Raw genomic sequence first — 24,263 nt, 5'->3', positions numbered from 1 at the left:
GACGTTCAGCCGATCACCCGCACGCCCGTCTTCGACCACAGCGCCCGCGAGGCCGCCTCCGGGTCGGCCACGTCCGACGGCTTCACGTCGAACAGGTGGGTGACCGCCGTCGCCGGGTCGTAGGCGGGCCAGCCGGGGTCGCCGGTGGCCGCGAACCGGGTCCAGGCCGTGCGGAACTGCTCCGACATCGCCTCCATGTCCGGCGAGCCGCCCGCCCGCATGATCGCCAGCTCGCCCCGCGTCGTGCCGAACACCAGCGGCACGTCCAGCCCGTGACACGCGCCCAGCACCGGCGTGGGCGCCCAGGTCAGCTCGTAGGCGTACGTGGTCCCGTGATGGGCGTCGGCCAGCAGCGCACTCGGCATCCTGAACAGCCAGTCCGACATCAGCCGCACGTACAGGTCGCCGTCCGAGGCGCCCGGCAGCGCCGCCCGGTAGGCGGCGTCCGCGCCGTCGGGGGCCAGCGCCTCCAGCGCCGCCGCCAGGTTCGGCGGCCCGCTCGCCATCGCGTGGAAGATGGTGAACTCGTCGCGGTTGTACCCGACGATCAGCTCCACGTCCGCGCCCGCCCCGGCCGCCAGCGCGTTCCACGGCGTGTCCGGCAGCACCTCGCCGTCGACCACCGGCGCCACCGGCATCCCCATGTGCGTCAGCAGCCCCCACCGATCGCGCGCCCCCGGCAGTTCCTCCCGGGCGAACGCCGCCGACGCCGCCACCAGCCCCTCCGGCGTCGTCCCGTACGGGGACCCGCCGCCCAGCCGGGCCATCACCGCGCCGGTCACCCGCGAGGCCAGCTCGGAGGTCAGGAACGGCCCCGGCACGCTCTGCGCGATCGCCCGCCGGAACAGCCCGGCCGCCGACGGCATCACCATGAGCGCCGCCACCGAGCCCGCCCCCGCCGACTCGCCGAAGATGGTGACGTTGTCCGGGTCGCCGCCGAACGCCGCCACGTTCTCCCGCACCCAGCGCAGCGCCGCCACCTGGTCCAGCAGCCCCCGGTTGGCCGGAGCGCCCTCGATCTGGGCGAATCCCTCCATGCCGACCCGGTAGTTCAGCGTCACCACGACCACCCCGTGCCGGGCCAGCCGCGCGCCGTCGTACTCGGGCCAGTCGGCCGACCCCATCCAGTACGCGCCTCCGTACAGCCACACCATGACCGGCAGCCCGGAGCCGCCGGGATCGGGCGTCCACACGTTCACCGTGAGGATGTCCAGCCCGGCGGCCGGATCCCACGGCTCCTGGTCGGGCATGATCGCCGGCTGCGGCGGGCGCGGCCCGAACGCGGTCGCCTCCAGCGTGCCCTCCCACGGGTCCGCCGGCTCCGGCGCGGTGAACCGGAGCGGCCCGAACGGGATCTTCGCGTACGGGATGCCCTTGAAGACGGCGACGCCGTCGTCCTCCAGGCCGCTGACCTTCCCTGTCGTGATCGTCGGCATGACGTGAGCCCTTCTCGTCGTCGTGTTGCGATCACCAGTCTTCTCCGCTATGGGGCCGGTCTACCTTTCGGGGTGCGGCCACGGGTTCGGGCGGCAGCGGCCCAGCGACTTCGTCTGCTGCGCCATCACCGGGGCGAGCCGGCCGGGGCCCGGGCACGGCCGATGGCGGTGGCCCAGCGCGTGGCCGACCTCGTGGCTGATCAGATAGCGGCGGTAGGCGGCCAGGTCGCCGCCGTACTGGGGGACGCCCCGCGCCCAGCGCAGCGCGTTGATGACCGAGCGGGTGCCGTTCCAGCAGGACAGGTGGCCGCCGGTGCGCAGCGGGCGGCACCTGCGGTCGGTCGTCGCCGGGCTCGACAGCGCCACCCGCACCCGCACCGGCGGGCGGGACACGCGACGGAACCGCGTCCAGCCGCGCGGGTCGTTCAGCGTGCGGTGCACCTGCGCCGCGAAGGCCCGGCCGTCGAACGGCAGCCCGCGCTCGACCTCCACCAGGTAGCGCACCGCCCGGCCGGACCCGCGCCGGGCCGCCGCGCTCCCGCCGACGACCTCGTAGTGCCCGGACGCCGCCCTCGGCACCACGACCTCCCGGGCCTCCCCGGCTTTTCGAGCCTCCGCGTTCTCCGGGCCGGGCGCCGTCGCGGCCACCCCCGGCACCGGCGGGCCCGCGGGCGTGACCGCCTCGCCGCACCCCGCCGTCAGCAGCACCAGGACCAGGACCAGGAACGGGCGCATCGCCGCCTCCCCCAACTCGCGCACGGTGGGGGAACGACGATCATACGCCCGGCCCTCACACCGGCGGGGCGTACGGGGTGAGGTCGATCGGCGGCTCCTCGCCCAGCGCCAGCGCGGCGGCGATCCGGCCCGCGAACGGCCCCGCCGTCAGCCCGTACGCGCTCAGGCCCGTCGCCACCACCACCCGGTCGGTGAGCCGCCCGATGAGCGGCCGGCCGGGCGCGTACACCGGCCGCAGCCCCACCCTCGCCTCCGTCACCGTCGCCCCGAACAGGCCCGGCGCGATCCGCAGCCCCGCCTGCAGCACCTCGTCCAGCCCGCCCATCGTCACGCGCGGCGCGAACCCGACGTCCTCCACCGTCGCCCCCACCACCAGCCGCGACCCCGGGAAGCCCAGCAGGTACGGCCCGCTGCGCGGCAGCACGATCGGCCACCACGCGGTGTCGACGCCGTCGAGCGTGGCGTGCACGATCTGGCCCCGCCTCGGGAACACGGGCAGCTCCACGCCGAGCGGCCGGCACGCCTCCCCGGCCCACGCCCCGGCGGCCACGATCACCGCGTCCGCCTCCAGCGCCTCCCCGGCCTCGCCGCCGGGCCCGGCCTCGACCTCGCGCCCCACCCCGAAGGCCGGCCCGGCGGACGGCGCCCCTTCGGCAGGCGCTCCCTCGCCCGGTGCCCCTTCGCCCGGCGCGCCTTCCGATGCGCCCGGGGCGGGGTCGCCCTGGCGCCAGGTGCCCGCGGGGGGCGGGGGAGCGGCATGGCGGGCGTGGACGCGGGCGCGGGCGTCGGCGGCGCGGGTCTCGCGGACGAGGACCTGCCCCGACGGGGTGAGCACCGCCGTGCCGGGACGCACCTCGGCCCCCCGGGCGGCGGCGGCGTGCAGGAGCGCGTCGCGGACGGCCCGGCCGTCGACCCGGGCGGCGCCCGCGACGTGCAGCGCCACCAGGTCCTCGGCCAGCGGCGGGAACAGCGCCGACGGCGCCGGCACGTCGGTGACCTCGCCCATCTCCGGCGCCTCGGCCCGCCGCCGCTCCAGCAGGGCGCGCACCGGCTCCAGGTCGGCGGGCTCCTCGGCGACGAGCAGCGCGCCCACGCGGGCGTAGCCGAAGTCCTCGCCCAGCTCCTCCACGAGCCCCGGGTAGTGGCGGGCGCCCTCGCGCGTGAGCCGGTACCAGTCCTCGTCGTCCCAGTGGTCCACCCACGGGCAGACGATGCCCGCCCCCGCCTGCGTGGCCTCGCCCGGGTAGGCGCCGTCGACCACGGTCACGGACACGCCGCGCCCGCTCAGGTGGTGGGCGGCGGCCGCGCCGACGATGCCGCTCCCGATCACTGCAACACGCATGCTCCAATGATCGCAGCCGGGATAACGTCGGAGAATGACAGTCGTACTCATCGGCACCCTGGACACCAAGGGGCACGAATACGGATGGCTGCGTGACAGGCTGATCGAGCTCGGCCGCGACGTCGTCGTGATCGACACGGGCACCGGCGAGCCGGGCGTGTCGTACCCGGTCGACGTCCCCAACGACCGGGTGGCCGTCGCGGGCGGCGCGGACCTGGCGGCGTTGCGCGCGGCGGGCGACCGGGGAGCCGCCGTCACGGCCATGGGCGAGGGCGCGGCGGCGGTCCTGGCGGACCTGCACGCGCGGGGCCGGGTGGCCGCGGTGCTGGCGGTGGGCGGCAGCGGCGGCTCGTCGATCGCCGCCCGGGCGGTCCGGGACCTGCCGATCGGGCTGCCCAAGATCATCGTGTCCACGATGGCGTCCGGCGACGTGTCCCCGTACGTCGGCGCCAAGGACGTCACGATCATGTACAGCGTGGTCGACGTGGCGGGCGTCAACCGGGTCTCGCGGGCGATTCTCGGCAACGCGGCGGCGGCGGCCTCCGGGATGGCGCTCGCCTACCGCGAGCAGCGGCCGGAGGCGTCCGACCGGCCGCTGGTCGGGGCGACGATGTTCGGCGTGACCACGCCGGCCGTCGACGCCGCCCGCGACCGGCTGGAGGAGCTGGGCTACGAGGTGCTCGTCTTCCACGCCACCGGCGCGGGCGGCCGGGCGATGGAGGGGCTGGCGGCCAGCGGGATGCTCGCCGGGGTGCTTGACCTGACCACCACCGAGCTGGCCGACGACCTGGTCGGCGGGGTGCTGTCGGCGGGCCCCGACCGGCTCACGGCCGCCGCCCGGCACGGCGTCCCGCAGGTGGTGGCGCCGGGCGCGCTCGACATGGTCAACTTCGGGCCGCGCGACAGCGTGCCCGCCCGGTTCGAGGGCCGCACCCTGTACGTGCACAACCCGGCCGTCACGCTCATGCGCACCACCCGCGAGGAGATGGCCGAGCTCGGCCGCCGCGTCGCCGCCAAGCTGGCCGGGGCCAGGGCTCCGGCCGTCGTGTTCGTCCCGGCCCGGGGAGTGTCGGCGCTCGACGCCGAGGGCATGCCCTTCCACGACCCGGAGGCGGACGAGGCGTGCTTCGACGCCCTGGCCGCCCATCCCGGCACGGTGCGGCTCGACCTGCACATCAATGATCCGGAGTTCGGCCGGGCCATGGCCGGCCGGCTCCACGAACTGATCGGAGGACACCGGTGAACCGGACCACGGCACTCGAACGGCTGCGCCGCGGCGTCGCTGACGGCAGACCGGTCATCGGCGCGGGCGCGGGCACCGGCCTGTCGGCCAAGTGCGCCGAGGCGGGCGGCGCGGACCTGATCATCATCTACAACTCGGGCCGCTACCGCATGGCCGGGCGCGGCTCGCTGGCCGGGCTGCTCCCGTACGGCGACGCCAACCAGATCGTCGTCGAGATGGCGGCCGAGGTGCTGCCGGTGGTGCGCGACACGCCCGTGCTCGCCGGCGTGTGCGGGACCGACCCGTTCCGCGTCATGCCGGTCTTCCTGGACCAGCTCAAGGCGATGGGCTTCGCCGGGGTGCAGAACTTCCCGACCGTCGGCCTGTACGACGGGGTGTTCCGCCAGAACCTGGAGGAGACCGGCATGGGCTTCGACCTGGAGATCGAGATGGTCCGGCTGGCCCACGAGCGCGACCTGCTGACCGCGCCGTACGTGTTCGACGAGGACCAGGCGCGGGCCATGGCCGAGGCGGGCGCCGACGTGCTGGTGCCGCACATGGGCCTGACCACCAAGGGCAGCATCGGCGCGGGCACCGCGCTCACGCTCGACGAGGCCGTCGCGCGGGTGCAGGCCATGCGCGACGCGGCCGCCGCCGTCCGCCCCGACGTGCTCGTGCTGAGCCACGGCGGGCCCATCGCCGAGCCCGCCGACGCCCAGTACGTGCTGTCGCGGACGAAGGGCGTGGCGGGCTTCTTCGGCGCCTCCTCCGTCGAGCGTCTGCCCACCGAGCGGGCCATCACCGAGCAGGTGACCGCGTTCAAGAACCTGGAGCTGTAGATGCTGATCAAGCCGGACACGGTGCCGACGATGACGTTCGGCTGGGGCGCCATCAAGTGGTTCGTCACCCCGTCGCTGGTCCCCGGCGCGGCCAGCACGCTCGGCGAGGTCGTCGTCAACCCGGGCGCGGGCCACGCCCGCCACAACCATCCCGACGCCGAGGAGGTCATCTACGTGATCTCCGGGGAGGCGGAGCAGATGGTCGACGACGGCGACCCGTTCCCGATCCGCGAGGGCGACACGGTGCACATCCCGATGGGGGTGTTCCACTCGACGTACAACACCACGTGGCGCCCGCTGCGCCTGATCGTCACCTACACGCCGGGCGGCGAGGAGAAGGCGCTGGAGGGCGCCCCTGACTACCACCTGCACGCGCCGGGGCAGCAGCCGCACTGGCTGCACCCCTGACCCGGGGGGGCCGCCGCCGCGCGTCAGCGGCCGGCGGCCCAGCCGTAGGTCTTCATCAGCCGGGCCGCCACCCGGGCGAACCGGTCGGCGTCGAGCACCGCGCCCTCGCGCCGGATGTCGTCCTCGTCCAGCGCGAACACCCGGTCCAGCCGCAGGTGGGAGACCTTCCCGTCGCGGCCCCACGCGCCGATCTCCACCCAGTCGGGGCCGTCGCCGCCCCGGCTCGACAGCATCATCGCCAGCAGCCTGCGCCCGCTGCGGCCGACCACGAGCAGCGGCCGGTCCTTGCCGCGCGACGGGTCCTCCTCGTACGGCACCCACGCCCAGACGATCTCCCCGGGGTCGGCGAGACCGTCGAGGTCGGGGGAGTAGTGCAGCGTCGCCGCGCCGCTCATGGAGTGGATCTCGCGCACCGCGCCCCGCACGGGCCTGGGGTCCTCACCTGGATCACGCACGGGCGGATCCTACTCCGGAACGCGGCCCAAGCGGAGTAGTTGTCATGGTTTCGGCCCTCGTTCACCTTTAGCACATGAGTGCGAGACAAAGCGTTCTACCTGTCGTGGTTTCTGTGGAAAGCACTTTTGTCCCGCTGGACCCACGTGAAACGGCAGAAACATGACGCGCATCAGCGCACCACGACGCGCCTGGCCCGGAGCGATCACCGCGATCGCCCTCGCGGCCGGCGCACTGGCCCCCCAACCCGCCGCCGCGGCCCCCGAGGACCGGCCCACCTACCTGGGCAGGACCCTCTACACCGGCGAGTTCCACTCGCACACCTCCGTGAGCGACGGCGTCAAGCTGCCGCCGGACGCCTACGAGCACGTCCACGGCACGACCGGGGCCGACTTCTTCACGGTGTCCGAGCACGACGTCATGTGGGACATCCGCAACGGCGACGACTACCTCGACGACTGGCGGGAGGCCGACTCGGCCGAATGGCGCTACCTGCACGAGAGCGCCGAGAAGTTCAACGCCGGCCAGGACAAGCTGGTCGCCGTCCCGTCGATCGAGAACACCTGGTACGACGGCACCGGCCACATCAACGTGTTCAACGCCGACTGGCACGCCACCGCCAGGGCGACCGAGAAGGGCAGCGTCGACGGCTACGGCAACGCCTTCGGCACCGGCGACCTCAAGTACGACTACTTCACGTTCCTGGCCCGCATCAAGCAGGACCCGGACGCGATCGGCCAGTTCAACCACCCGTCCCCGACCGCGAAGGGCGACTTCTTCGGCTTCAAGGGCCTCGACCCCGTCGCCGACGAGCGGATGGAGCTCATCGAGGTCAAGTCCGCCGACGCGGTGAAGGAGTTCCAGAAGGCGCTCGACGCCGGCTGGCACCTGGCCCCCGTGTGGAACGGCGACGAGCACTCCGCCACCTGGGTGTCCGGCAACCCGTCGATCACCGGCGTGTGGGCCGCGGAGCACTCGCTCAAGGGCCTGTACGCGGCCATGCGCGAGCGCACCCTCTACTCGACGACCGACGTCGACGCCGTCGTCGCGCTCGGCGGCAACGACAAGCCCATGGGCACCATCCTGCCCGCCGGCACCACCGCCCTGAACGTGGACCTGCGGCTCGCCGACCCCGGCGACGGCGACTCCTTCGCCGGCGCCCGCCTCATCACCAACGGCGGCGCCGTCGCCCACGACTTCGGCAAGCTCAGCGGCAACGACCTGACGCTGAACGCCGAGCTCGCCGTCCGCGACGGCGACTTCTTCTACGTCCGCGCCGACCAGGCCGACGGCGACTTCGTGGTCTCCGCCCCGATCTGGATCGGCGAGACCACCCGAGGCGCCAACTACGCCCCGGAGATCACCGTCTCCGGCGTGCCCGCCACCGCCCGCCACGGCGACACGATCACCCTGCCCCAGGCCACCGCCACCGACGACTCCGGCACCCGGCCGGCCGTCAGCGTCGAGGTGTACGACTCCGCCGGCGAGGTCCCGGTCACCGGCGGCGCCTTCCGCGTCCGCTCGTACGACGACGCGTTCGTCGTCGTGAAGGCCACCGACAACCTCGGCAACACCAACGCCGAACTGCTCCGCATCCGGATCTCCCAGGACAAGCCCGACGCCGAGTCCGTCTTCCTGCGCGCCAACGTGGCCGTGGGCGACAAGCCCGGCACCGCCGGCATCGCCGTCACCACCGACCGCGCCATCCGCAAGGTCTACGCGCAGGTCCTGCCCGAGGGCTCGGGCGACTGGGCCGAGGCCCCGGTCCTCACCGCGGAGAACAGCCGCCCGTACGAGGTCGACGTGGTCGGCAACGACGAGCCCGTCCGCCAGCACGCGATCACCGGCCGGACGCTGCGCTCCCACGAGTTCCGCCTGACCGGGCTGAAGACGGGCACCGCCTACCGCTACCGGCTCAGCGCCGACCGCTCCTCCTGGACCGGCGAGCGCGGCCCGTTCCTCGCCGGCGACGCCGGACCCGTCTACCTCCTGGGGGACGTCCAGGTGCCCGACGGCGACCCCGGCGCCCTCGCCCTGCCCGGCAAGGTGCTCGACCGGCTCAAGGCCGAGCGGCCCGGCGGCGGCACCGTGCTCCAGGTCGGCGACCTCGTCGACCGGGGCGGCCGCGGCGAGCAGTGGGCCGAGGTCCACGAGCACTTCCTGTCCCGCCTCGGCCTGCAGTACGCGGGCCTCGTCGGCAACCACGAGACGTACGAGGACCTGGACTACGACGTGGTCGGCGGCAAGCCGGCCGCGATCTTCACGAACACGTTCGCGCTGCCCGCCAACGGCGCCATCGGGGAGAGCAACTACTCCTTCGACCGCGGCGAGATCCACTTCTCCGTGCTGAACTCCAACACGCGGCTCGACGAGCAGCTCGCCTGGCTGGTCGACGACGTGCGCGCCTCCGGCGCCAAGTGGAACGTCGTCACCGGCCACTTCTCCTACTACGGCGGCCGGCACGCCGGCGACGCAGGCATGGACCTGGCCCGGGAGAAGGTCACCCGCGTGCTCGACCGGCTCGGCGTCGACCTGTACATCGGCGGCCACGACCACGTCTACAAGCGCTCCACGATCTTCGAAGGCCGCCTGGCCAAAACCCCCGAGGAGCAGGCCGCCGGCACCACGTTCGTGACCCTGGGCTCCTCCGGGCCCAAGTTCTACGACAACCAGCAGTTCTGGTGGGACGACAAGGTCTTCGACGAGAACGTCCAGATGGGCGCCGTCCTGGAGGCGACCGAGGCCGGGCTGAAGCTGTCGGCGTACACGATCGACGGGCGGCCCGTCGACGAGGTGACCGTCACCAAGCCGCAGGGCTCCTGGAAGGTCTCCGCCGCCGAGGTCGAGAACCGCGAGCTCGCCGGCGTGGGCCTGCTGTCCTACCCGGGCAGTCTGGACAAGGCCACCGTCATGGCCGCCACGTACGACAACACCCACCAGCGGATGATCGACGTGCGCACGGCCGACGTCACGTTCGACCACCTCGGCCGCGAGCAGTACGTCCGCTTCCGCACGCCGCTGCCGGTCGCGCCCAGCGCGACCGTCAAGCTGTACGTGTGGAACTCGCTCGCGTCCGGCAGGCCGCTGCGGCCGGTCATGACCGTGCGCGAGGGCCTGGCCGGTGAGGGCACCGCCGAGTCGCCCTACCTGATCGACTCCGCCGACGACCTGGCCAAGGTCGACAACGACCCGGCCGGCCACTACCGGCTGACCACCGACCTCGACCTGACCGGCGTCAGCCGCGCCCAGCTCGGCCGCGCGACCACGTTCACCGGCGTCCTCGACGGCGACGGGCACACCGTCTCCGGCCTGGCCGCCCTGCCCGACCAGGGGCCCGGCCTGTTCGCCGACAACCACGGCACCATCGAGGACCTCGTCGTGCACGGCGACGTCACCACCGACCGCACCCCCGCCGGGCTGGTCGCCGACCAGAACCACGGCATCATCCAGCGGGTCCGCGCCGGCGGGACGCTGACCGCGCACAGCTACGCCGGCGCCGTCACCGGCCACCACTTCGGCACCGTGCGCGACAGCGTCTCCACCGCCGACGTGCGCGCCACCACCCAGTACGCGGGCGGCGTCGTCGGCGTCGCCGTGGGCGGCTCCGTCACCGAGAACGTGCTCGCCACCGGGGCCGTCAGCGCGCAGAGCGCCTCCGCCGGCGGCGTGGCCGCCTACGGCTACACCGGCACCCAGGTGAGCCACTCCGTCGCCCTCAACGCGAACATCACCGCGTCGAGCCACGCGCACGCCATCGTCGGCCGCGTCTACGGCGGGCAGACCGCCACCCTGGAGGACAACCACGTCAGCAGGTCCGTGCCGATCAGCGGCCAGACCGTCACCGACCCGCCGTCGGCCGGCAACCAGAAGGGCAACGTCGTCGCCCCCTCGGAGATCCAGCGGCAGGCCTTCTACGAGGCGCGCGGCTGGGACTTCGGCGCCGTCTGGCAGTGGGACGACGTCGCCAGGAGGCCGACCCTGCGGACGGCGCCCGAGAAGCTCGAACCGGCCCCGGCCCCCCCGCTGCCCACCGACGCGCGCGGCTTCCACCTCGTCGACAGCGCCGAGGACCTGACCGTGATGGGCGAGCACCCGTCGCACGACTACGCGCTCGCCGCCGACCTCGACCTGACCGGCACGCCGTTCACCAGCCTGCCCAGGCCGTTCACCGGCGAGCTCGACGGCGCCGGGCACAGCATCAGGGGCCTGACCGCCCCGCTGTTCACCCAGGTCTCCGGCCGCGTGCACGACCTCGCCCTGGCCGGCGTGGTGAACACCACCGCCGCCCGCGCCGGCATCCTGGCCGCCACCAGCACGGGCACCATCGAGCGGGTGCTCGTCTCCGGGTCCGTGACCGCGGGCTCACGCGCGGGCGGCCTCGTCGGCGACTCCCAGGGCGTCGTGCGCGACTCCTACTCCACCGCCGACGTGCACGTACGCGCCACCGAGGCGGGCGGCGTCGTCGGCGTGGCCCTGGCCGGCTCCACCACCGAACGGGTCTTCGCCACCGGGACCGTCCGCGCGGACACCCGCAACGACGGCGGCGTGGCCGGATACGGCTACACGGGCACGGTCATCCGCGACTCGATCGCCCTCAACCCGGCCGTCTCGGCCCCGTCCTGGGCGCACCGCTTCCTGGGCCGCGTCGGCGCGGGCCACGTCGCCACCCTGGAGAACAACTGGGCGCTCGAAACCGTCCAGGCCACCACCCAGACCGACACCACGACAGGCCCCGCCACCCTCAACGGCGCCACCGCCACCCGCGACCAGGCCGCCGCCGAGGCGTTCTGGTCGGGCGAGCTGGGCTTCGACCTGGCCTCGACCTGGCAGTGGGACGCCGCCCTCGGCCACCCCACCCTACGGGCCACCGCCGCGGCCGCCACGAAGCTCTCGGCCGCCGCGACCCTGTCGGCCACGGCCGCGTCGGCGGCGTCGGGCGCCTCGACAGCTTCCTCGGCCTCGGAGACGTCGGCGACGGGGAGCGGGATCAGCCACGCGGCGACCGCGGGCGACGGGACGGTCACCGTCGCCATGTCGGCGGGCGCCGGCGCGGCCGGGGCCCAGCTGTCGTTCCTCCTGCTGAAGCCCGGCGCCTCGGCGTCGGCGCCCGGCGAGGCCGACATCGCCCACCTCGGCGAGGTCCGGCTCGACGAGCAGGGCAACGGCGCCCTGACCGTACGCCTGGCCGAGCCGGCCGGGACCGTCCTGGCGCTGAACACCTCGGCCGGGACCCAGCGCTACACCGCGCCCCTGCTCGCGCGGGAGCCCGGCGGCGCGGGGATGAGCGTGGCCGACGACACCGTCACCGCCACGCTCAAGCCCGGCAACGCCCCCGCCCAGGCGACGATCACCCTGATCTGCGCCGGGGAGGGCAAGTGCCAGGAGCAGGTCACCGTCACCCACGACGGCGACCCCGTCGACGCCAAGAAGGTCACGCTCCAGCCCGGCAGGAGCCGCGACCTGAAGCTGAACCTCCGCGGCGACGCCCGTACGGCCCTGCGCGCCGGCACCCCGATCACCCTGGAGGTCCGGATCGGCGCGTCCCCGCCCACCCGGGTCACCGTCACCCCGTGACCCGCGGCGCCCGTGATCTCGCGGTCACGGGCGCCACATCCCCACCCGGACCGGCACCCCGGGCGAGGCGTGGAGCAGGGCGGGCCCATGCGGGTCCGGCAGTCCCGCGGCCCGGGTCAGGTCCTGCTCCAGGCTGATCAGGCTCGCGTGCCGCAACGGCCACGGCGGATGCTCCACCGGCGCCGAGACCGTCCGGCCCGCCACCCTCGTGAAGAGCCGGAACCGGGCGGTCAGGAAGTGCGCCAGCTCGTCGCGTTCGTCCTCCGTCAGGGTGCCGCCCAGCTCCACCTCGACGTCGCAGCGCGGGCCGCCCGGCCAGTGGCGGCGGCACCGGTAGCGGACGCGGCTCCCGCCGTCCACCGACATGTCCGACCAGAAGTACGGCAGGCCGTACCCGGCCCGGCCGCCGAGCGCGGCGGGCAGCCGGGCGACGTCCAGGGACAGGAACCACAGGCCCGTACGCCCGCGGGCGTCGCGGACGTACGTGCGCAGGTTGGTCTCCGGGAACGTGGACAGCCACGGCAACGCGGGCACGCCCGGGACCCGTACCCCCTCCATGAGAAAGGGCGTCAGCCCCACCCACGCCGTCCCGTCGAAGGTCTCGGGGGTGAGGCCGTCCGGCAGCAGCGCACGCACGTCGGCGACCGGATAGCGCCAGTGGATGAAGGTCAGCCGCGACCAGCGGTGATACATGACCGGCCGGGTGACGTGAGGGGACGGCGGGGCGCGCATCCCGCACCCCTGCCCTCCGGCGCCGGGTCCAACCCCGGGCCCGGGGCGCCGCGAGGTCGGGGCGTCAGGGCAGGCGGCCGGCGTAGCGCGCCTGCGCGCCCAGCTCCTCCTCGATCCGGATGAGCCGGTTGTACTTGGCGGTGCGCTCGGACCGGGACAGCGAGCCGGTCTTGATATGGCCGCAGCCGGTGGCCACGGCCAGGTCCGCGATCACGGTGTCCTCGGTCTCCCCCGAACGGTGTGACATCACCACGCCGTAGCCGGCCTCGTGGGCGGTCCTGACGGTGGTGAGCATCTCGGTGAGCGTGCCGATCTGGTTGACCTTGACCAGGATCGCGTTGGCGACGCCGTGCTCGATGCCGCTGCGGAGCAGGGCGGCGTTGGTGCAGAAGACGTCGTCGCCGACGAGCCGGCAGGCGCCGCCGAGGGTGCCGGTGACGAGCTGCCAGCCCTCGAGGTCGTCCTGGGCCATCGGGTCCTCGATCGAGACGACGGGGTAGGCGGCGGCCAGCCCGGCGAGGTAGGCGACGTGCTCGTCGGCCGACCGCGTGACGCCCTCGCCGGAGTAGACGTAGGCCCCGTCGCGGTAGAACTCCGACGCCGCCGGGTCGAGCGTGATGGCGACGTCCGTGCCGGGGACGTAACCGGTGTTCTCGATCGCGGCCATGATGAAGTCCAGCGCCTCCTCGGCCGAGCGCAGGTCGGGCGCGAAGCCGCCCTCGTCGCCGACGCCGGTGTGGTGCCCGGCGGCCTTCAGCGCCGCCCGCAGGGTGTGGAACACCTCCGAGCCCATGCGCACGGCCTCGGCGAAGGTGGCCGCCCCGATCGGCGCGATCATGAACTCCTGGAAGTCGAGCAGGTTGTCGGCGTGGGCGCCGCCGTTGATGATGTTCATCATCGGCAGGGGCAGCAGCGCGGCGTCCGCGTCGAGATAGCGGTAGAGCGGGAGCCGGTGCGAGGCCGCCGCGGCCTGGGCCGACGCCAGGGAGACGCCCAGGATCGCGTTCGCGCCGATCCTGGCCTTGCTCGCCGTGCCGTCCAGCTTGATCATCGTCTCGTCGATCGCCGTCTGGTCCTCGGCGTTCATGCCGGTGACGGCATCGGCGAGCTCGGTGCGGACCGCCTCCAGCGCCTTCCGTACGCCCTTGCCGTGATAGCGGCGCGGGTCGCCGTCGCGGAGCTCCACGGCCTCGTTGGCCCCGGTCGAGGCGCCCGACGGGATGGCCGCGCGCCCCAGGCTGCCGTCCTCGAGGATCACGTCCACCTCGACGGTCGGGTTGCCGCGGCTGTCAAGGATTTCCCGGCCGGTCACCCGGACGATCGCTGTCATACTCGCCCCTCAGCATGAGTTTCAGTATGGAACTCGGTCAGTTCCAGAGCAAAACTTAACCGGTCGCCGCGTCGAGCGCCACTCGCCGCTTCCGCTGCGGGGCCGAGCTGTGGGTGGCCGGCGCGTCAGCGCCGGGTCGAGGCTCTCAGGCGCTGCGCCATGCCCCCGGACGCGGCCCGCCGCTCCTCCGCCACCTCGGCGCCGAGCCGGAGGGCCTCCTCCACCGCGCCGGGAATGTCGGTGATCGGATAGCGGACGTGGCGGATCGTCCGGGCGGAGTCGACGACGACGACGGCCCGCTTGAGGCGCAGGGCCTGACCGGCCCGGAAGGTGGGCAGCCGCAGGGCCGCGCACAGGGCGAGCTCGGCGTCGGACAGAAGGGGGAAGGGGAGGTCCTCGGCCTCGGCGAAGGCCTGCTGCTCGTCCGGGTCCTGGGTGCTCACCCCGCGAAGGGCGATCCCGGCGTCGGCGAAGGCGGCGGCGGAGTCGCGGAACAGCCGGTTCTCCAGCGTGCAGCCGGCCGCGCCGGGGATCTGCGACCAGTTTGCCGGCAGCGGGCCCGGGGTGCCGGTGGCCGGGTAGGTGAAGACGACGGTGACGGGCGCGTCGCCGGCCACGACGTCCAGCTCGCCGCCGCCCGTCGCGGGCAGGCGCAGCGGGGCGGGCACCCGGGAGCCGACGAGCGTGTGCAGCCGGTCGGTCTGGGGGCTGCCGGGGGCGGCGTCGCCGGTGACGGAGCCGTCGCCGAGGACGAACCGGTCCGCCCAGTCCTGCAGGCCGATCAGCACGGGCGCCAGCGCCCGGCCGGCGTCGGTCAGGTGGTACTCGTACCGGGTCGGCCGCTGCTGGTAGGGGCGGCGCTCCAGCACGCCGTGGTCGAGCAGGTGCTTGAGCCGCTCGGCGAGCACCCGGCGGGAGATGCCCAGCTCAGCGTGCAGGTCGTCGAAGCGGCGCCGGCCGCGGATGACCTCCCGCACGAGCAGGAGGCTCCACCATTCGCCGACCACGGCCGCACCCTGTGCGATCGCGCACACGGCGTCCTGCTCCCGCACCTGTCGTGACACTGCCCGTCTCCTTGCCGATCACCGCGCCGTGCGGCGACACTCGCTCCAGTGTAGGTATCGAAGCGAAACCCACCGGGTCCCGCCGCACTACTCTGTGATGCTGTATAGTGGTACTCGGTGCTACAGAGTACCGAGAACGAAGAGGGCCAGGATGGACGACCTGACGGAGATGCTGAAGGGCACGCTGGAGGGCTGCGTGCTCGAGATCATCGGCAGCGAGGAGACCTACGGGTACGCCATCACGCGACGGCTGAACGAACTCGGGTTCGCCGACGTCGTCGAGGGGACGGTTTACACCATCCTGCTGCGACTGGAGAAGAAGGGGCTCGTCCAGGTCACGAAACGACCGTCCGGGCTGGGCCCGCCGCGCAAGTTCTACGCGCTCAACGACGCGGGACGCGAAGAGCTCGCGACGTTCTGGGCGAAATGGGAGTACATCACCTCCCGAATCGACAAGCTCAAGGAGGGCGGGACATGAACTTCTGGGAGACCGTGACAGGCAGCGATCTCACCAGGGAATGGAAGGAGTTCGAGACCCGGGCCCGGAAACTGCCCGCCGACCACCAGGCGGCGTGGGAGGAGATGAAGGGCCACCTCGTCCTCTACTCCGACTTCACCGGCCGGAACCTGATGCCGATCTTCGACAGCGCCCTCGGGCTGCTCGAAGAGACGGCGGCCGACGGCCAGAGCGTGCACGAGGTGCTGGGCGACGACATCGCCGGCTTCTGCGCGGCGCTGGCCGGAGGGAAGGGCGGCCGGACCTACCGCGACCGGTGGCGCGAGCAGTTGAACAGGAACGTCGCCCGCAAACTGGGCCGGTTGGGAGGCTGACATGGGCATCCGGGACATCCTCGAAGGCAAGAGGCAATGGCGGGCCCACATGGCGCGGGTCAAGGCGCTCCCGCCGGACTACGAGATCGTCTACAAGGAGATCCAGCGCTACTACTTCAAGGTCGGACCGGTCGGCCTGCTCGACGGCTCCCTGCTCCCGGGGCTTGTCGACTTCTTCGAGGAGGGCGTCGCCGCCGGCAAGGGCGTCCTGGAACTCATCGGTGACGACGTCGCCGCGTTCTGCGACGACCTGATCAAGGACTCGCCCACGTACGCCGACCTCTACCAGCAGTCGATCAAGGGAAAGTCCGGCCCGGCGGAGAAGTGACACCGGACTCCCCGGACGTCTCGGACTCCCCGGACGCGGCCGGGGTGCCGTCGCGCCGCCGCGGCAGCGCCACCGCCAGGACGGCGACGGCGGTCAGCACCACGGCGATGGCGGCGAACGCGTCCCCGTAGCCGGCGGCCGGCACGTGCGCCGGTGCCGGGCCGCCGCCCGGTGCCGCCGTCAGCGCGACCAGAGCCGCCAGGCCGAGCGCGCCGCCGACCTGCTTGGCGGTGTTCAGCAGCCCGGAGGCCGCTCCCGCGTCGGCCGGGGCGACCCCCGAGGTGACCATGACGGTCAGCGGCGTGTTCAGCAGGCCGCCGCCGAGCGAGATCAGTACGGCCGGGCCGAGGACGGCCGTCAGGTAGTCCTGGCCGGGGGCGATGCCGCTCTGCCACCAGAACCCCGCAGCGCCGGCCAGCGCCCCGGCGGCGATGAGCACGCGATGATCGACACGGCGCATCAGCCACGGGGTCAGGCGCAGGCCGACGAGCATGGTCAGCACGGTGTGCGGCAGGAACGCCAGCCCGGTCAGCAACGGCCCGTACCCGAGGACGTTCTGCAGCGACAAGGTCAGGAAGTACCACATCGGGTTCAGGCACGCCCCGGCCAGCAGCATCGTCACGTTGCCCAGCCAGATCGCCCTCGGCCGCAGCAGCGACGGCGGGACCAGCGGCGCCCGCGCCACGCGCACCTCGACCAGCGCGAACAGCCCCAGCAGCACGACCCCGCCGAACACGGCGACGAGCGAGACGGCAGGAGCGAAGGCGAGGGCGGCGGGGGTGGCGGCGGGCGTGGCGGCGGGGGCGCCGGCGGGCGCGTCGGGCAGGCCGCCCGACAGGCCATAGGCCAGCGCGGCCAGCCCGCCGGTGGCCAGCACCGCGCCGAGTACGTCCAGCCGCCGCCCACCGCGCCCGCCGCGCCCGCCCTGCGCGTCGCGCTCGCCCTGCCCGTCGTGCCGGTCGGGGCCGGGCGCGAGCCGGCGGGTCGCGACCAGGCAGGCGAGCCCGATCGGCACGTTGATCAGCAGGGTCCAGCGCCAGGACAGGAACTCCGTCAGCGCCCCGCCGACCAGGTTGCCCGTCGTGCCACCGGCCAGGCTCACCGCCGTCCACACGGCGATCGCGCGCGTGCGCCGCGCGCCCTCGGGGAAGGCGGACGTCAGGATCGTGAGCGTGGCCGGGGCCAGCACCGCCGCCCCCACCCCCTGACCGGCCCGGGCCGCGATCAGCCAGCCCGGCGTCTCCGCCAGCCCGCCGCCCAGGCCGGCGACGGTGAACACCACCAGCCCGGCGGCGAACACGCGCCGGTGTCCGTACAGATCGGCCAGCCGCCCGCCGAGCAGCAACAGCCCGCCGAAGGTCAGCGCGTACGCGTTGCCCACCCACGCCAGGTGCGCCGCGTCGAAGCCGAGCGCCCGCTGAATGGACGGCAGCGCGACGTTCACCACGGACACGTCCAGCACCACCATGAACTGCGCCGCGCACAGCACCGCCAGCACGACCGGCACCGGCCCTCCTCCTATCGCAATGTGATCACATCGGATTACGGCGCCTCCAGCATATAATCCGATGTGACCACATGGGAAAGCCAGGGAGGACGCATGGGCCGGGGACCGGGAGCGCACCACGAGCAACGCCGCGCGGAGATCGCCGACGCCGTGCTCGCCATCGTCGCCGAACGCGGCCTCGCCGCCGTCTCCCTCACCGAGGTGGCCGCCCAGGCGGGCATCTCACCCGGCCGCGTACAGCACTACTTCCCCGCCAAGCGGCAACTCCTGGAAGCCGCCTTCGAACGCGGCAACGACCTGTCCAGCGCCCGCATCCACGCCAAGGCCGGCGCCGACCTGCAGGCCGCCGAGCCACGCCTGGTGCTCACCACGGTGCTGGGCGAGCTCATCCCGTACGACGCCGCCACCGAGGCGCACATGCGCGTCCGGCAGTCCTTCCACGCCTTCGCCTTCGCCGAGGAGGCCATCGCCGCCCGCCTGCGCGTCCTGTACGCCGACTTCCACCGCCGGCTCGCGGACCTCATCACCCGCGACCAGCAAGCCGGACGCGTCCCCGCCGCCCTCGACCCGCACACCACGGCGCTCACCCTGGTGGCGCTGGCCGAAGGACTGGCCGCCTACGTGCTGACCGGCGTCACCCCCGCCCCCACCGCCCGCGCCCAGCTCCTGACAGCCGTCGCCGACCTGTACGACTGAGCCGCCGGCGCCCTACGCCTCGCCGTCCCCGGCCCTCAGATGATCAACCGAGAGGATGGGCAGGCGGAACCCCACCTTGCCGCTCACGAGGTCGACGGCCGCGACCTGAACCTCGCCGTGAGGATCGGTCTCTCCCTCCAGGCTTCCGCGCATCCCCAGGCCACCTTTCTGGACTCATTCATGCGGTACCCCGGGCGGGGCGGCCCAGGGGGATGGTGAGGTCCTCGTCCGCGATCAGGATCTCGCCGGGGAAGGTCGTCCCGGCTGCCTGTAGAGCGGCGGTCCGGTCGTTGCCGGGCCAGAAGTGCGTCAGCATGAGCCGGCGCGCATGTGCACGCCGTGCCCACAGGCCGGCTTCGGCTGCGGTCATCAGGTTGAGGTCCGGGCGTTCGCGCTCGCCCGGCCGGTCGGTGGCCTCGACGATGAACAGGTCCGCGTCCCGGCCCAGGGCGGCCAGCAGGGGAGTGGGGCCGGTGTCGCCCGAGTAGGCGATGGCCGTGCCGTCCGCCTCCAGCCGGATGCCCGCGTTGTCGACCCAGTGCGGCAGCAGGGTCCCGGTGAGCGCGAAGGGGCCTGCCCGGTGGTGGCCGGGCAGGGGGCGCGGGTCGAAGACGGTGCGCAGGTCCACGTCGGGCTCCAGCCCGGCCAGCCGGTCGAGGACCCCGGGCGGGCAGTACAGCGGCACCAACCTCTCACCGCCGCGGTGGTGGTTCTCCCATTACGCGCGCAAGTGGTCATGCCCTGGCGGCCGCCTCCGTCCCTATCGTGTACGGATGATCGACATCGGGCCGCTGTCAGCCGGTGAAAGAGCCGGTTGGGAAGCCCTGTTCCGCGACTACCTCGCCTTCTACGGGCGGACGAGCCCGCGTCCATGTACGAGCAGGCGTGGCGCAGATTCCAGGACGGCGCGGGCGTACACGCTCTGGGCGCCCGCATGGACGGCGCGCTGGTCGGCATCGCGCACTTCCTGTCCCATCCCAACACCTCGGCGCCCGGGGTCGACTCCTGCTACCTGCAGGACCTCTTCACCGCCCCGGCGGCCAGGGGCAAGGGCGTGGCGCGGGCGCTGATCGGCGCGGTGCGGGAGTGGGCGGCCGAGGCCGGATGCGGGCGCCTCTACTGGCACACCCAGGACACGAACGCCACCGCCCGCCGCCTGTACGACCAGGTGGCCGATCACCGTGGCTTCATCGTCTACCAGGTCGCGCTCACCCCGCCCGGCGGGGGAGCCGAGCGGTAAGATCTGCGGCATGCCTCTGATGGATGTCTAGCGCGGGTCGGCCTTCCCCTGAGCGGAAACCCCGACCTCCTGTGCTGAAATCCGAGGCTCCGTCATGCCCTCCCTGTCTTCGTCGAGCCGTGGCGCCGTCGCGCTCGTGGCCTCCCTTCTGCTCGCCTCGATCGGCAGCGGGCTGTTCATGCCGCTGTCGATCGTGTACTTCACCACGCTGTCCCACGTCCCCCTGCCCGTGCTCGGGGTTCTGCTCGGCGTGGCCAACGTGCTCACGATCCCCGTCCCGCTGTGGGCCGGGGTCCTCGCCGACCGGTACGGGTCGCGCACGCCGGTGATCGGCGCGCAGGTCCTTCAGGCCGCGTCCTTTCTCGCCTACGTGTGGGTCAGCGAGCCGATCGGGATCTTCCTGGCCGCCTCGGTGGGCGCGCTCGGCGTCAGGCTCTACTGGTCGTCGATCTTCACACTCATCGCCGACTATGCCGATCACCGTGCTTCCACGGGCAAGGATCTGTGGTACGCGCGGGCCAACATCGCCAGAACCGTGGGGATCGGCGTCGGCGGGTTCGTCACCGGCCTGCTCGTCACCGACGGCCGCCCCGCCGCCTACCACGCGGTCGCCTGGGCGTCCTCCGCCTGCTTCCTGCTGGCCGCGCTCGCCCTGGCCGCCCTGCTCCGCCTTCCCCGCCGCCCCGGCCCGGCCGCGCCGGACGCACCGGCCGCCGGTTACCGCGAGCTCGCCGGTGACCGGGTGTTCCTGGGGCTGACCGCGCTGAACGTCGTCTTCGCCCTGTCCACCCTCATGCTCGGGCTCGCGCTCCCGACCTTCGTGCAGACGGCGTTGCGCGGCCCCGCCTGGCTGACCTCGGCCGTGCTGGCGGGCAACGCGATCCTCATCTTCGCCCTCGGCGGCGCGATCACCAGGCGCCTCGCCCCCTGCCGCCGCACCCGCGTCCTGTGCGCCGCGGCGGGCCTGTGGGCCTGCTGGAGCCTGTCCCTCGCCGCCCTCACCCCGGACCCGGGCCGGTGGGCGATCGCGGCGCTCGTCGCGGCGACCTTCCTGTTCACCGTCGCCGAGATCATGCACGCGCCCGCCTCCATGGCCCTCGCGGCCACCCTCGCACTGCCGCACGCCCGCGGCCGCTACCTGGCGGTGTTCCAGTACTCCTTCGTCGCGGCGGAGATCCTCGCCCCGGTCCTCTTCGCCACCCTGTTCGACCTCGACCACGCGGCGCCGTTCCTGGTGCTCTCGGCCCTGAACGGCGTCGCGATCGCCGGCACCCTCCGCCTCGAACGTCACCTCCCGGGCCCGGCCCTGCACGCGACACCTCGGCCCGCCCCCAGCACCGACCTCACCTGAGCCCCATACAGCCGAAGTATGGAAAAGCGAGGGCTCCCCGTGCCCGGCGATCGGTGCTGATCTGAAGGTGTTCTCCCACCCGACCGTGAGGAGCCTCCGTGAAGATCCGCAGCTTGTCCGGCGCAGCCCTGGTCGCGGCGGCGCTGGGCGCCGCCGTGCTGGCCGGGGCGGCGCCCGCCTCCGCTTCCGCGGCCGAGACCACGCCGGCCTCGGCCGGAGGCCACGCCCTCGCGCCGGTGCCGCCGGACTGGTACTGGTCCAGCCGCTACGACACCCTGGCCGCCTGCGAGGTGGCCTTCGAGGACGCCGCCATGAACGGCCAGTACACCGGGCTCGCCCCCTGCCGGTGGTACCAGGACCGGTACCGGGCGGCCGGTTACTACTTCCTCATGTACATCCCCTGACCTCGCCTCAGGGCCAGTCCGCCGAGGGCCGCGCCCGCCAGTCCGAGGGTCAGGGCGACGGCTCCGCCGAACACGCCGTTGCCGGTGCCGAGCCCGCCGTCGGCGACGGCCAGGTTCGCCGCGCCGTTGAGCCCGCCGGTCAGCCCGAGGACCAGGGCCGCGACGGCTCTCCTCCGCCCGCCGCCCGATCGGCGGGCGGAGCGCGGGGCCGGCAGGCCGGCGATCACGCCGGCCAGCGAGACCAGCGCCGCCACGCTGGCCCAGACGCGCTGCGGGGTGCCGAGGAAGGTGTCGACCCCCTGGCCCGCGCACTCCGCGGCGGACGTGCAGACGGGTGAGGCCGCTTGGGCGGCGAGCATCGACAGGACCGACATGGATTCTCCTCCGCTTTCCCGCGACCGGACGTCAGAACTATGTCCGCCGGCCCCGCCGCCGGTCATCCCGCCGGTGGAGACATCTCTCCCTGCTGCGGATGCCGTACGGCCGCGGGATCTACCGCGTCCGCGGTAGTCCGGGAAGCGCCGTCGCGTGGGGGCGGGGCAGGGCGCGCACGGCCGAGACGATCAGTGCCAGGCACAGGACCAGCAGCGCCGCGCTCTGCGCGGTCAGGGTGATCGTGAGCGGCTGCGCCGGGGCGACGTCGATCAGGAAGTGCGGGGAGCGCGCCGCCATCAGCGGCACCGCGACGACGGCGAGGGCCAGCCGCCGGGCCGGTGCGGTCCCGCGTAGCAGGCTCACCAGGCCGGCGACCAGGAGCGCCGCCGTGGCCACCCCCTGCGGGTCGAGCCAGCCGGCAGCCCACGCCGCCGCCGTGTCCGTCCCGCCTCCGAGGCCGGTGACGGCGAGCACGGCGGCGGCGTACGCGACGGTCAGGCCCAGCGGCAGGGCGGTCAGCGGCGGGGAGCGCCGCACCGGCGCGTCCCGGTGGTAGGCGGTCAGCAGGGCCGCGACGGGCACCACGGTGACCAGCAGGTGAGGCGCGGAGTCGACGAGCGCTCGCGGCCAGGTGAAGGCGTCGACCCCGAACATGACCAGCACGTACAGCAGTCCCAGACCGGCCAGGAGCTTGGCCGCCCGCACCCTGCCGAGCGCGAGCGCGGCGAAGGCGGCGATCCACACCAGGCTCTCGGCCGCCGACACGAGCTCCGGCGCCGCCTCCCTGGGCGTGAGGACCGGCGACTGCCCCGGCAGCGGGCCGAGCACCTGCACGGAGAAGGCCAGGCCGATCCAGCCGATCACGGCCTGGTAGCCCAGCCCGAGCAGGGCGGCCAGCCTGACGGCGTCGCCGACGGCGCGGGAGCGGGGGGCGGCGCCGATGCCGCCGACCCTGATCCTGATCGCCAGCGCGGCGATGGCGACGACCTCGCCCCAGTCGGGCTGCGTGCCGCGCTCGCCGTGGGCGTGGCGGGCGCCTTCGAGGAAGGCCTCGACCATCTCCTCCTCGCGCTCGGCCCGGTAGGAGGCGGGCAGCATCCTGAGGGCGAGGCGGTAGCGCTCCTCCAGGAGGGTCACGCGGTGCCTCCGGCGGTCGAGGGGCCGATGGTGAAACCGCGCCGCCGGGCGCCGAGGCGTTCGGCGGCGAGCCGGAGGGTGCCGGTCAGCCTGGCGAGCTCCGCCGCCAGCGCCGCCTCGCCCTGCTCGGTGATGCGGTAGTAGCGGCGCAGGCGGCCCGAGTGGGCCTCCTCGTGGTCGAGCTCCACCAGGCCGTCGGCGGTCAGGCGGTCGAGCACCCCGTACAGCGACCCGATCTTGAGCTGCACGGTGCCTTCGGACAGCCGGTCCACCTCCCGCACGATCCCGTAGCCGTGGCGCGGCTCGTCCAGGAGTGCCGTCAAGGCCAGGAACATCGGCTCGGTCATAGTCACGCGACCATCATAACTTGCGAGGCAGGATATGTGAAAGGTCATGGCTTCTGGCGGGCCCTGCGCACGGCCGCCGCCGCCAGGGCCAGCAGGAGGACGAGCGCGAGCAGGAGCGGGCCCGGCCCGAGCTCGGCCACCCAGCGGGCCAGGGTCGCCTGCACCTCCGTCGCCGCGCCCACGATCGGGTCGCGCGCGTCCTGCTCGGCGAGGACGCGCAGCTCGTACCAGCCGTAATAGAGCACGTACAGGCCCGCGAGGGCGAGCAGGCCGCCGCTGACCCGGGACACGTACGGCAGCAGGCGCCGCAGCCGGGCCACGACGGCGGCGCGGGCGAGCGCCACCGCCAGCGACAGGACGGCGACGATCAGCCCCATGCCCAGCGCGTACGCGGTGAAGGCCGCCATCCCGCCGGCCACGCCGCTGCCGGACAGCGCCGCCGAGGTCACCGCCAGGAAGGGGCCGGCCGTGCACGACAGGGAGGCCACCGCGTACGACAGGCCGTAGCCGTACAGGGACAGCGGCGAGGCGGTGGGACGGCCGGTGGGCAGGCCCGGCAGGCGCAGCACCAGCTCGCGGCCGGACAGCAGCCACAGGCCCAGCCCGGCCAGCGCCGCCCCGATGACCAGGGTCGCCCACGGCAGCCGCCCGCCCACCGACACCGCCAGCACGGTCACGACCAGCCCGAACAGGCCGAAGATCGTGACGAACCCGGCGGTCATCGCCGCCGCGAGGACCAGCGCCTGGCGTACGGGCGCGGCGCTGCGGCCGGTGATCAGCAGCGTGAGGTAGGCCGGCAGCATGGCGAAGCCGCAGGGATTGAACGCGGCCACCATCCCGGCGGTGAGCGCCAGGGCCAGCGGCGCCTCGGACAGGGACGAGGACAGGGGCGAGGACAGGGTCACGGCCGGG

At 73.8% G+C, this 24,263-nt stretch carries 25 protein-coding genes; 11 read left to right on the top strand and 14 right to left on the bottom strand.

Translation table 11 applies throughout. From position 1 onward, the window contains the following. Positions 1-5: 5 nt before the first annotated feature. Genes ACWDXC_RS21100 through ACWDXC_RS21090 form a run of 3 tightly spaced genes read right to left on the bottom strand, consistent with a single transcriptional unit; the run spans position 6 to position 3,513 of the window. On the bottom strand, positions 6-1,436 hold the full coding sequence (locus ACWDXC_RS21100) for a carboxylesterase/lipase family protein (protein WP_449984404.1): 1,431 nt from the start codon (positions 1,434-1,436) through the stop codon (positions 6-8). 60 nt (positions 1,437-1,496) lie between these two features. Then, positions 1,497-2,171 (bottom strand): DUF3152 domain-containing protein, encoded by a 675-nt coding sequence (locus tag ACWDXC_RS21095; RefSeq protein WP_449984402.1) that lies wholly within the window; start codon positions 2,169-2,171, stop codon positions 1,497-1,499. A 55-nt stretch (positions 2,172-2,226) separates the two neighbouring features. Next, a complete protein-coding gene (locus ACWDXC_RS21090) occupies positions 2,227-3,513 on the bottom strand; it encodes an NAD(P)/FAD-dependent oxidoreductase (protein WP_449984399.1) in 1,287 nt (428 codons plus the stop codon). Positions 3,514-3,547: 34 nt separating this feature from the next. On the opposite strand from ACWDXC_RS21090, the gene ACWDXC_RS21085 reads away from it, so the two are divergent. From ACWDXC_RS21085 to ACWDXC_RS21075, 3 genes are read left to right on the top strand one after another with little or no spacing between them, the layout of a single operon-like run. Then, positions 3,548-4,756 (top strand): Tm-1-like ATP-binding domain-containing protein, encoded by a 1,209-nt coding sequence (locus ACWDXC_RS21085; protein ID WP_449984397.1) that lies wholly within the window; start codon positions 3,548-3,550, stop codon positions 4,754-4,756. Next, positions 4,753-5,574 (top strand): phosphoenolpyruvate hydrolase family protein, encoded by an 822-nt coding sequence (locus ACWDXC_RS21080; protein WP_449984394.1) that lies wholly within the window; start codon positions 4,753-4,755, stop codon positions 5,572-5,574. Before ACWDXC_RS21085 ends, ACWDXC_RS21080 begins: the two co-directional genes overlap by 4 nt. Beyond that, on the top strand, positions 5,575-5,982 hold the full coding sequence (locus ACWDXC_RS21075; protein ID WP_449984391.1) for a cupin domain-containing protein: 408 nt from the start codon (positions 5,575-5,577) through the stop codon (positions 5,980-5,982). Positions 5,983-6,005: 23 nt separating this feature from the next. Here the strand turns inward: ACWDXC_RS21075 and ACWDXC_RS21070 are convergent, their stop codons facing one another. Further along, positions 6,006-6,437 carry a type II toxin-antitoxin system PemK/MazF family toxin gene (locus tag ACWDXC_RS21070; protein ID WP_357588357.1) on the bottom strand — a complete coding sequence of 144 codons (432 nt, stop codon included), beginning with the start codon at positions 6,435-6,437 and terminating at the stop codon, positions 6,006-6,008. Positions 6,438-6,597: 160 nt separating this feature from the next. Here ACWDXC_RS21070 and ACWDXC_RS21065 point away from each other — a divergent pair, with 160 nt between their 5' ends. Beyond that, positions 6,598-12,009 (top strand): metallophosphoesterase, encoded by a 5,412-nt coding sequence (locus tag ACWDXC_RS21065; RefSeq protein ID WP_449984388.1) that lies wholly within the window; start codon positions 6,598-6,600, stop codon positions 12,007-12,009. Between the two features lie 24 nt (positions 12,010-12,033). Here the strand turns inward: ACWDXC_RS21065 and ACWDXC_RS21060 are convergent, their stop codons facing one another. The 3 genes from ACWDXC_RS21060 to ACWDXC_RS21050 all read right to left on the bottom strand — a co-directional run bounded on the left by ACWDXC_RS21060 (position 12,034) and on the right by ACWDXC_RS21050 (position 15,135). Beyond that, the gene (locus ACWDXC_RS21060; RefSeq protein WP_449984385.1) at positions 12,034-12,741 is read right to left on the bottom strand and encodes a YqjF family protein; all 708 of its coding nucleotides are present in this window, start codon (positions 12,739-12,741) and stop codon (positions 12,034-12,036) included. Positions 12,742-12,805: 64 nt separating this feature from the next. After that, entirely contained in the window at positions 12,806-14,071 is a 1,266-nt protein-coding gene (gene eno, locus ACWDXC_RS21055; RefSeq protein ID WP_449984382.1) for a phosphopyruvate hydratase, read from the bottom strand. A 125-nt stretch (positions 14,072-14,196) separates the two neighbouring features. Then, positions 14,197-15,135 carry a winged helix-turn-helix transcriptional regulator gene (locus tag ACWDXC_RS21050; protein WP_449984380.1) on the bottom strand — a complete coding sequence of 313 codons (939 nt, stop codon included), beginning with the start codon at positions 15,133-15,135 and terminating at the stop codon, positions 14,197-14,199. A 151-nt stretch (positions 15,136-15,286) separates the two neighbouring features. On the opposite strand from ACWDXC_RS21050, the gene ACWDXC_RS21045 reads away from it, so the two are divergent. Genes ACWDXC_RS21045 through ACWDXC_RS21035 form a run of 3 tightly spaced genes read left to right on the top strand, consistent with a single transcriptional unit; the run spans position 15,287 to position 16,294 of the window. Beyond that, complete coding sequence (locus ACWDXC_RS21045) at positions 15,287-15,613, top strand: PadR family transcriptional regulator (RefSeq protein ID WP_219509477.1); 327 nt, start codon at positions 15,287-15,289, stop codon at positions 15,611-15,613. Continuing rightward, positions 15,610-15,966, top strand: coding sequence for a DUF1048 domain-containing protein (locus ACWDXC_RS21040; protein WP_449984376.1), 357 nt, complete (start codon positions 15,610-15,612; stop codon positions 15,964-15,966). The genes ACWDXC_RS21045 and ACWDXC_RS21040 overlap by 4 nt, the downstream gene beginning before the upstream one ends. Position 15,967: 1 nt before the next feature. Next, entirely contained in the window at positions 15,968-16,294 is a 327-nt protein-coding gene (locus tag ACWDXC_RS21035; RefSeq protein ID WP_449984373.1) for a DUF1048 domain-containing protein, read from the top strand. Here the strand turns inward: ACWDXC_RS21035 and ACWDXC_RS21030 are convergent. Continuing rightward, positions 16,263-17,801 carry an MFS transporter gene (locus ACWDXC_RS21030; protein WP_449984370.1) on the bottom strand — a complete coding sequence of 513 codons (1,539 nt, stop codon included), beginning with the start codon at positions 17,799-17,801 and terminating at the stop codon, positions 16,263-16,265. The genes ACWDXC_RS21035 and ACWDXC_RS21030 overlap by 32 nt on opposite strands. 93 nt (positions 17,802-17,894) lie before the next feature. Here ACWDXC_RS21030 and ACWDXC_RS21025 point away from each other — a divergent pair, with 93 nt between their 5' ends. Further along, complete coding sequence (locus tag ACWDXC_RS21025; RefSeq protein ID WP_449984367.1) at positions 17,895-18,497, top strand: TetR/AcrR family transcriptional regulator; 603 nt, start codon at positions 17,895-17,897, stop codon at positions 18,495-18,497. Positions 18,498-18,509: 12 nt separating this feature from the next. Here ACWDXC_RS21025 and ACWDXC_RS21020 read toward each other — a convergent pair whose 3' ends face one another. Together ACWDXC_RS21020 and ACWDXC_RS21015 are read right to left on the bottom strand one after the other, a co-directional pair. Then, positions 18,510-18,650, bottom strand: coding sequence for a hypothetical protein (locus ACWDXC_RS21020; RefSeq protein WP_449984364.1), 141 nt, complete (start codon positions 18,648-18,650; stop codon positions 18,510-18,512). A 25-nt stretch (positions 18,651-18,675) separates the two neighbouring features. Then, positions 18,676-19,182 carry an MBL fold metallo-hydrolase gene (locus tag ACWDXC_RS21015; RefSeq protein WP_449984361.1) on the bottom strand — a complete coding sequence of 169 codons (507 nt, stop codon included), beginning with the start codon at positions 19,180-19,182 and terminating at the stop codon, positions 18,676-18,678. Positions 19,183-19,311: 129 nt separating this feature from the next. Here ACWDXC_RS21015 and ACWDXC_RS21010 point away from each other — a divergent pair, with 129 nt between their 5' ends. The 3 genes from ACWDXC_RS21010 to ACWDXC_RS21000 all read left to right on the top strand — a co-directional run bounded on the left by ACWDXC_RS21010 (position 19,312) and on the right by ACWDXC_RS21000 (position 21,492). Further along, a complete protein-coding gene (locus tag ACWDXC_RS21010) occupies positions 19,312-19,737 on the top strand; it encodes an N-acetyltransferase family protein (RefSeq protein ID WP_449984358.1) in 426 nt (141 codons plus the stop codon). 94 nt (positions 19,738-19,831) lie between these two features. Next, the gene (locus tag ACWDXC_RS21005; RefSeq protein ID WP_449984355.1) at positions 19,832-21,088 is read left to right on the top strand and encodes an MFS transporter; all 1,257 of its coding nucleotides are present in this window, start codon (positions 19,832-19,834) and stop codon (positions 21,086-21,088) included. Positions 21,089-21,186: 98 nt separating this feature from the next. Further along, a complete protein-coding gene (locus ACWDXC_RS21000) occupies positions 21,187-21,492 on the top strand; it encodes a hypothetical protein (protein WP_449984353.1) in 306 nt (101 codons plus the stop codon). Here ACWDXC_RS21000 and ACWDXC_RS20995 read toward each other — a convergent pair. The 4 genes from ACWDXC_RS20995 to ACWDXC_RS20980 all read right to left on the bottom strand — a co-directional run bounded on the left by ACWDXC_RS20995 (position 21,468) and on the right by ACWDXC_RS20980 (position 24,256). Beyond that, the gene (locus tag ACWDXC_RS20995) at positions 21,468-21,866 is read right to left on the bottom strand and encodes a DUF6223 family protein (protein WP_449984350.1); all 399 of its coding nucleotides are present in this window, start codon (positions 21,864-21,866) and stop codon (positions 21,468-21,470) included. The two genes, ACWDXC_RS21000 and ACWDXC_RS20995, sit on opposite strands and share 25 nt — an antisense overlap. Positions 21,867-21,984: 118 nt before the next feature. Next, entirely contained in the window at positions 21,985-23,004 is a 1,020-nt protein-coding gene (locus ACWDXC_RS20990) for a hypothetical protein (protein WP_449984347.1), read from the bottom strand. Further along, complete coding sequence (locus tag ACWDXC_RS20985) at positions 23,001-23,351, bottom strand: PadR family transcriptional regulator (RefSeq protein ID WP_449984790.1); 351 nt, start codon at positions 23,349-23,351, stop codon at positions 23,001-23,003. Before ACWDXC_RS20985 ends, ACWDXC_RS20990 begins: the two co-directional genes overlap by 4 nt. Positions 23,352-23,395: 44 nt before the next feature. Beyond that, positions 23,396-24,256 carry a cytochrome c biogenesis CcdA family protein gene (locus ACWDXC_RS20980; protein WP_449984344.1) on the bottom strand — a complete coding sequence of 287 codons (861 nt, stop codon included), beginning with the start codon at positions 24,254-24,256 and terminating at the stop codon, positions 23,396-23,398. Between the last annotated feature and the right edge of the window lie 7 nt (positions 24,257-24,263).

It is taken from the genome of Nonomuraea sp. NPDC003214, assembly GCF_053590035.1.
This window is presented reverse-complemented; position numbering and strand designations above follow the sequence as displayed.